Source organism: Micromonospora phytophila (assembly GCF_023656545.1).
Taxonomy (GTDB): Bacteria; Actinomycetota; Actinomycetes; order Mycobacteriales; family Micromonosporaceae; genus Micromonospora; species Micromonospora phytophila.
In genome coordinates, this window is the sequence record NZ_JAMOKF010000326.1 from 1 (window position 1) to 6,015 (window position 6,015).

Consider the following 6,015-nt stretch of genomic DNA (forward strand, 5'->3'; position numbering starts at 1 on the left):
CCGGCGGGGTCGCCGGGTCCCGCTCCGCCCCGGGGACCGGCGGCCAGGCCGGCGGCGCGGGTGCGCTCGGGGCCTGGGTGCCGGAGACCGGACGCTGCGGCAACGGCGAGGTCGGCGGCGCGGAGTACGGCTGACTGGAGGTCGGAGCGGCGGAGACCGGCGAGGCCGACACCGGCGCGGCGGAGACCGGCATGCCGGAGACCGGCGGGCTGGACACCGGCGGCGCGGAGTACGGGACCGGCGGCGCGGAGACCGGGGGAACCGGCGGCGCCGAGTACGGCCGCGTCTCCGGGCTGCTCGGCAGCTGACGCGGGATGACCTGCTGCTGCCCGGTGGCGTCCGGGTCGTCCCCGGTCGTCCGCCGCTGCGGAAGCGGGTCGATCTGCTGGCCGTTCGAGGTACGCGGTGTGTACGCGTCGCCGCCGTTGACTCCGCTGGCTCCGGTCAGGTCCGACCAGGCCGGCATGGAGCGCATCGCACCGGCCGAGGAGGGCGTGCCGGCACCGTTGCGCGGGGCCGGGTCGAACGGCCGGCCGCCCAGGGTGACCTGGTTGCCGGACTCACCGGGACGCTGGGCTGGCACCGGGTTGGCCGGGCGCTGGCCGAGCGCCGGCAGCGCGCCGAAGGCCGGCGCGGGACCGGACGACTGCGGGTTGTTGAAGGCCGGCACCGGCCCGGGGCCGGGGCCGGGCAGCGACGGCTGCCCGCGGCCGGAGAGCGCCCGGGGCACCAGCACCGAGGTGGGCATCGTCACGTCCGCGACGGTCCCCCGGTCGCCGCCGGGACGAAGCTCGACCTTGACGCCGTGCCGGGACGCCAGCCGGGCGACCACGACCAGACCCATCATCCGGGAGACGGCCACGTCCACCTGTGGAGGCGTGGCGAGCCGCTCGTTGAGGTCGCGCAGCTGCTCTCCGCTGATCCCGATGCCGCGGTCCTCGACGTAGAGCGAGGCGCGGTCGCCGACCCGGCGGGCCTCCACCATGACCTGGGAGTCCGGCGGGGAGAAGGCGGTGGCGTTGTCGAACAGCTCGGCGACGAGGTGGACCAGGTCGTTGACGGCGTGCGCGGCGACCTCGATGTCCCGGTCGATGATCCCGAACTCGATGCGGGTGTAGTGCTCGACCTCGGACTGGGCCGCCCGGAGCACGTCGATCAGCGCGGCCGGCTCCCGTTGCACGCGGGTGGAGTCGGCGCCGGCGAGCACCAGGAGGTTCTCGTCGTTGCGGCGCATCCGGGTGGCCAGGTGGTCGAGCTGGAACAGCTCGGCCAGTCGGTCCGGGTCCTCCTCGCCGCGCTCCAGCCGGTCCAGGTGACCGATCAGGCGGTCGACCAGGATCTGCGACCGGCGGGCCAGGTTGACGAACATCGTCGCGACGGACGCGCGCAGCGCGGCCTGCTCGGCGGCGGTGCGGACCGCCTCCAGGTGGACCGCGTTGAACGCCTCGGTCACCTGGCCGAACTCGTCCCGGCTGCGCACCGGCAGCGGCTCGGCGATCTGGTTGGCCAGCTGCACCGGGGAGAGCTGGCCGGTCACCTGCGGGTCGCGCAGGCGGGCCACGGCCTGGGGCAGCCCGTACTGGGCGATGGAGAGGGCGCCCTGCCGCAGGTCGCGCAGGGAGCGGGCCATCGAGCGGGCGACCAGGTAGGCGAAGAGGATGGCCAGCAGCAGCATGCTGAGCAGCAGGCCGGTCTCCAGGAAGACCTGGCGCTGCACGTCGGAGCGGAGGTCGTCGGCGACAGCGACTACGTCGCGGTCGATCTTCGCCTCGACCGTGCGCAGCAGCTTGGCCTGGGCGACCATGGCCGCGTCCCACTCGTCCGCGTTGAACGGCGCGCTCGCCAGGCTGCCCGCGTCGGAGAGGCCACGCAACACACTGTTGTAGGCGAGCGCCTCACGCAAGTCGGGGCCGGCGACGGTTTGGCGGTAGAACTCCTGGTAGCTCTGGTTGGCCACCACGTTGAAGCTCTGCACCGCCTGGGTCTGGCCGGTGACGGAGGCGATGTACTGGTTGCGCAGTTCCGGCGTGAGCTGCTCCTGGATGAACGCCTGGTGCACCACGTCCCGCTGGTTGGAGAAGAACTCCTTGTTACGGGCGACGGCGGTCGAGGCGCGCATCTGGTCGCTCAGGTCGTTGTCGCCGGCCAGCTGGGTCGCCGAGTCCCGGACGCTCAACAGCTTTTCGATCAGACCCTCGTAGGTCTGCTCGGCCGGGACGAGCCCGAGCTTGCCGTTGAAGACCTGGCTGCGGGTGCCGGGCAGGTCGGTCAGCGTCTGGTCGATCTGGCGCAGCAGGCTCTCGAAGTTGGTCGGGAGGTCCTCGACCTCGGCCCGCTGCCGGGAGTACGGCCCCTTGGCCTTGTCGACCCGGGAGTTGGCCTCCTCGTACGCCTTGCGGAAGCGGCTGTTGTCCTTACCCTTCGGCACACCGAGCAGGCGCCTCGCGTTGGTGCGCTCGTCCTGCAGGGTGTCGACCAGGTCACCCGAGTAGCCCACGAGGCTGGCGAGATCGCCGGCCCGGTTGGCATTGTTGAGTGTCTCCAGGTGGTCGACCAGACCACTGGTTCCCACGACGACCGTGGCGATGGTCGGCACGATCATGATGAGACCGAGCTTGGACCAGATCGGCATGTCGCGGAGCCGGCCAGCCGGCCGGCGCAGCCGCGACAGGAAGGAGCCCGCCGTCTTTGGCCGTTTGCTCACGTCACCGCCCTCGCGATTTCAGCGTCCGCGTTGCCCCGGGCAACGCCCAGCGGCCGACCCGGCGGGTCGGACCATCCGAGATTCCATCACGCCGGTCCGGAAAGAGAAAGCCCAGGTTGGCGGTTGCCGAGCGTGTGATGAGATGTTGATGCAATTTGATCGCAGTCTGTCTGGCCGGAGTGACTGAAGGTAATGGAACATCCCCACCGCGTTGTCCTGCTGGCCGGCCCCTCCGGCTCCGGAAAGTCGTACATAGCACAGCGAACCGGTCTTCCGGTGCTGTGCCTGGACGACTTCTACCGGGACGGCGATGACCCTACGTTGCCGAGACAGAACGGCCTGGTGGACTGGGATTCTCCCCGGTCCTGGAACGCGGAGGCGGCCGTGGAAACGATTGCCCGACTGGCCCGGGAGGGCAAGGCCGAAGTGCCGGTTTATGCGATCGGTGAGGACCGCAAGGTGGCCACCCGGCCATTTCACCTGGCCGGTTCGCCACTTTTCGTGGCCGAAGGGATCTTCGCGGCCGAGATCGTCGAGGAGTGCCGCCGCCGGGGACTGCTCGCCGGGGCGTACGCGCTGCGGCGACCGCGCGGGGCGACCTTCGTCCGCCGGCTGGCCCGCGACCTCGCCGAGCAGCGGAAGGCCCCCCGGGTGCTGGTCCGCCGGGGGTTGGCGCTGTTGCGCGCCGAGCCGGCGGTGCTGCGGCGGCAGACCGGCCTGGGCGCGGAGGCGGCCCGGGCCGGCGAGGTGCTGCACCGCGTGGCCGGGCTGCTCGCCGGCCATCCGCACCGGTCCTGACCCGGCCGCCGCCGACCGCGGCGGCCGGTCGGTGGTCAGCCCAGCAGCTTGGCGTACGCCGGCTTGATCACCTCGTCGATGATCTTCAGTCGCTCGTCGAAGGGGATGAAGGCGCTCTTCATCGCGTTGATCGTGAACCACTGGAGTTCCTTCCAGCCGTAGCCGAAGGCGTCCACCAGCAGGGCCATCTCCCGCGACATCGAGGTGCCGCTCATCAGCCGGTTGTCCGTGTTCACCGTCACCCGGAACCGCAGGTCACGCAGCAGCCCGATCGGGTGCTCGCCGATCGAGGCGGCGGCGCCGGTCTGCACGTTCGACGACGGGCAGAGCTCCAGCGGGATCCGCTTGTCCCGCACGTACGCGGCCAGCCGGCCGAGCACCGGCTCCGACCCCGGGGTGATGTCGTCCACGATTCGCACCCCGTGGCCGAGCCGGTCCGCCCCGCACCACTGGATCGCCTGCCAGATCGACGGCAGGCCGAACGCCTCGCCGGCGTGGATGGTGAAGTGGAAGTTCTCCCGCTGGAGGTACTCGAAGGCGTCCAGGTGCCGGGTGGGCGGGAAGCCGGCCTCCGCGCCGGCGATGTCGAAGCCCACCACTCCGGCGTCCCGGTGCCGGACAGCCAGCTCGGCGATCTCCTGGGACCGGGCGGCGTGCCGCATGGCGGTGAGCAGGGTGCCGACCCGGATCGGCGTGCCCGCCGCTGCGGCGAGCTCGCTGCCCTCGACGAACCCGGCCAGCACCGCCTCGACCACCTGGTCCAGGCTCAGGTCCCGCTCCAGGTGCTGCTCGGGGGCGTACCGCACCTCCGCGTAGACCACCCCGTCGGCCGCCAGGTCCTGGGCGCACTCCCGGGCCACCCGGCGCAGCGACGACGCGGTCTGCATCACCGCGACGGTGTGGGCGAACGTCTCCAGGTAGCGCTCCAGCGACCCCGAGTCGGCCGCCTCCACGAACCAGCGGCCCAGCGCCTCCGGGTCCGTGGTGGGCAGCTCGTGGCCCGCCTCGGCGGCCAGCTCGACGATCGTCGCCGGCCGCAGGCCGCCGTCGAGGTGATCGTGTAGCAGCGCCTTGGGGACCTTGACGATGTCCTCGTGTCGGATAGTTGCGACCATGCTCCGACCCTAGTCAGGCAGCGACCGGCCCGACGACGGGACCGGCCGGGGGTGGCCGTCCGAGATCGGCCGCCCGGCCGATCCGGCCGGACCGATCCGCGCCGGCCGATCCGGCGGGCCCATCCGCGCCGGCCCATCCGGGCGGGCCGGGTCAGAGGCGCCAGCCGTAGAGCCGCACGACGGTGAGGTCGCCGTACCGCTTGCGCAGCCCCTCGGCCTCGATGGCCGGAGCACGACCCGGCCGTCGGCGGCCATCGCCACCGGTAGTCGGCCCAGTCGGGGGTGTTCGCCCCGGATCTCCCGCAGGGGCGGAGGCGATCGAGACGGCGGCCCCCCGGTCATGTGGCAGCGGTCCGCCGGCACCTCATCGACCTGCTGACTCCGGACGAGATCGCCGCGCTGGACGCGCTCACGCAGCGGGTGGTCGACCACCTGACCGAGCCGGACCCGGCGGAGCGGCGGGCCGACCGGCGCCGGCTGCGAGAATGAGCCGGTGAGCACCTCGAGAAGACGCTCGACCCGCACCGGTGCGAGGACGACCACCGCCGGGTGCGCGTGGTGCTGAACCACCCGGACGCCTGACGTGGACCCCCGCATCGTCGACCGGCTCCAGTGCCCGGTCTGCGCGCAGCCGCTGACCGAAGTGGCCGCCGGCACCGCCCGCGCGCTGCGCTGCCCCCGCCGGCACAGCTTCGACGTGGCCCGGCAGGGCTACGTCAACCTGCTCGCCGGCCGCGCCCCGCACGTCGGGGACACCGCCGAGATGGTGGCCGCCCGCGCGGACTTCCTGGCCGCCGGCCACTACGACCTGATATCGACCGCCCTGGCGGAGGCCGCCATCGAGGCCGTGACCCGGCTGAGCACGGCACCCCCACCAACCACCGCACACACCCTTTGCTCTGCACCCGCGGAAGCGACGGCTACCGAGGGTGACCGTCGCGCCGGTGGGTGCAGAGCAAAGGGCCCGGACGACGACCTCCGGGCCGGACAGGACCCGCCGGGCCCACCCGGCACGTCCAGCACATCTGGGACGCGCGGAACGCCCGGCACGTCCAGCGCGTCTGGGACGCCCAGCACGCTCGTCACGCCGGGCACGCCTGGCACGCCCGGCACGCTAGGCACGCCAGGAAGTCGGCCAGACAGGCCAGCAACGCCCGACACCTCCGGCACGCCGGGCACGCCAGTCACGCCGGGCACGCCGGGCACGCCGGCCACGCCTGGCCCAGCGGACAGATCCGATACGTCGGGTCCGCAGGTTCCGGGCCCCGTGGCGTACCCCCTGGTCGTGGACGCCGGCGCCGGGACGGGCCGGCACCTCGCGGCGGTGCTGGCGGCGCTGCCGGACGCCGCCGGTCTGGCCCTGGACGTGTCGAAGCCGGCGCTGCGCCGGGCGGCCCG

General features: G+C 73.0%; 4 protein-coding genes and 2 pseudogenes. 4 read left to right on the forward strand and 2 right to left on the reverse strand.

Going from position 1 to position 6,015, the window contains the following annotated elements:
* The coding region (locus tag NCC78_RS26280) for a sensor histidine kinase (protein ID WP_250797822.1) at window positions 1–2,704 on the reverse strand (2,704 nt) is incomplete at its 3' end.
* 384 nt (window positions 2,705–3,088) lie between these two features.
* Between NCC78_RS26280 and NCC78_RS26285 the strand changes: the two genes are divergently transcribed.
* Entirely contained in the window at window positions 3,089–3,502 is a 414-nt protein-coding gene (locus tag NCC78_RS26285; protein WP_250797823.1) for a hypothetical protein, read from the forward strand.
* Window positions 3,503–3,537: 35 nt separating this feature from the next.
* Here the strand turns inward: NCC78_RS26285 and NCC78_RS26290 are convergent, their stop codons facing one another.
* A complete protein-coding gene (locus tag NCC78_RS26290; RefSeq protein WP_250797824.1) occupies window positions 3,538–4,617 on the reverse strand; it encodes an adenosine deaminase in 1,080 nt (359 codons plus the stop codon).
* Window positions 4,618–4,959: 342 nt separating this feature from the next.
* Between NCC78_RS26290 and NCC78_RS26295 the strand changes: the two genes are divergently transcribed.
* The 3 genes and pseudogenes from NCC78_RS26295 to NCC78_RS32730 all read left to right on the forward strand — a co-directional run.
* Window positions 4,960–5,106, forward strand: a complete 147-nt coding sequence (locus NCC78_RS26295; protein ID WP_250797828.1) for a hypothetical protein — start codon at window positions 4,960–4,962, stop codon at window positions 5,104–5,106.
* A 94-nt stretch (window positions 5,107–5,200) separates the two neighbouring features.
* A pseudogene (locus NCC78_RS26300) lies at window positions 5,201–5,491 on the forward strand (putative RNA methyltransferase); the annotation flags it as partial.
* Between the two features lie 390 nt (window positions 5,492–5,881).
* Window positions 5,882–6,015 (forward strand): annotated as a pseudogene (locus tag NCC78_RS32730) (putative RNA methyltransferase); the annotation flags it as partial.

What these genes read in the sequence shown, in the direction of transcription:
- NCC78_RS26290 (WP_250797824.1), bottom strand. Translation starts at nt 4,617, where the DNA reads ATGGTCGCAACTATCCGACACGAGGACATCGTCAAGGTCCCCAAGGCG.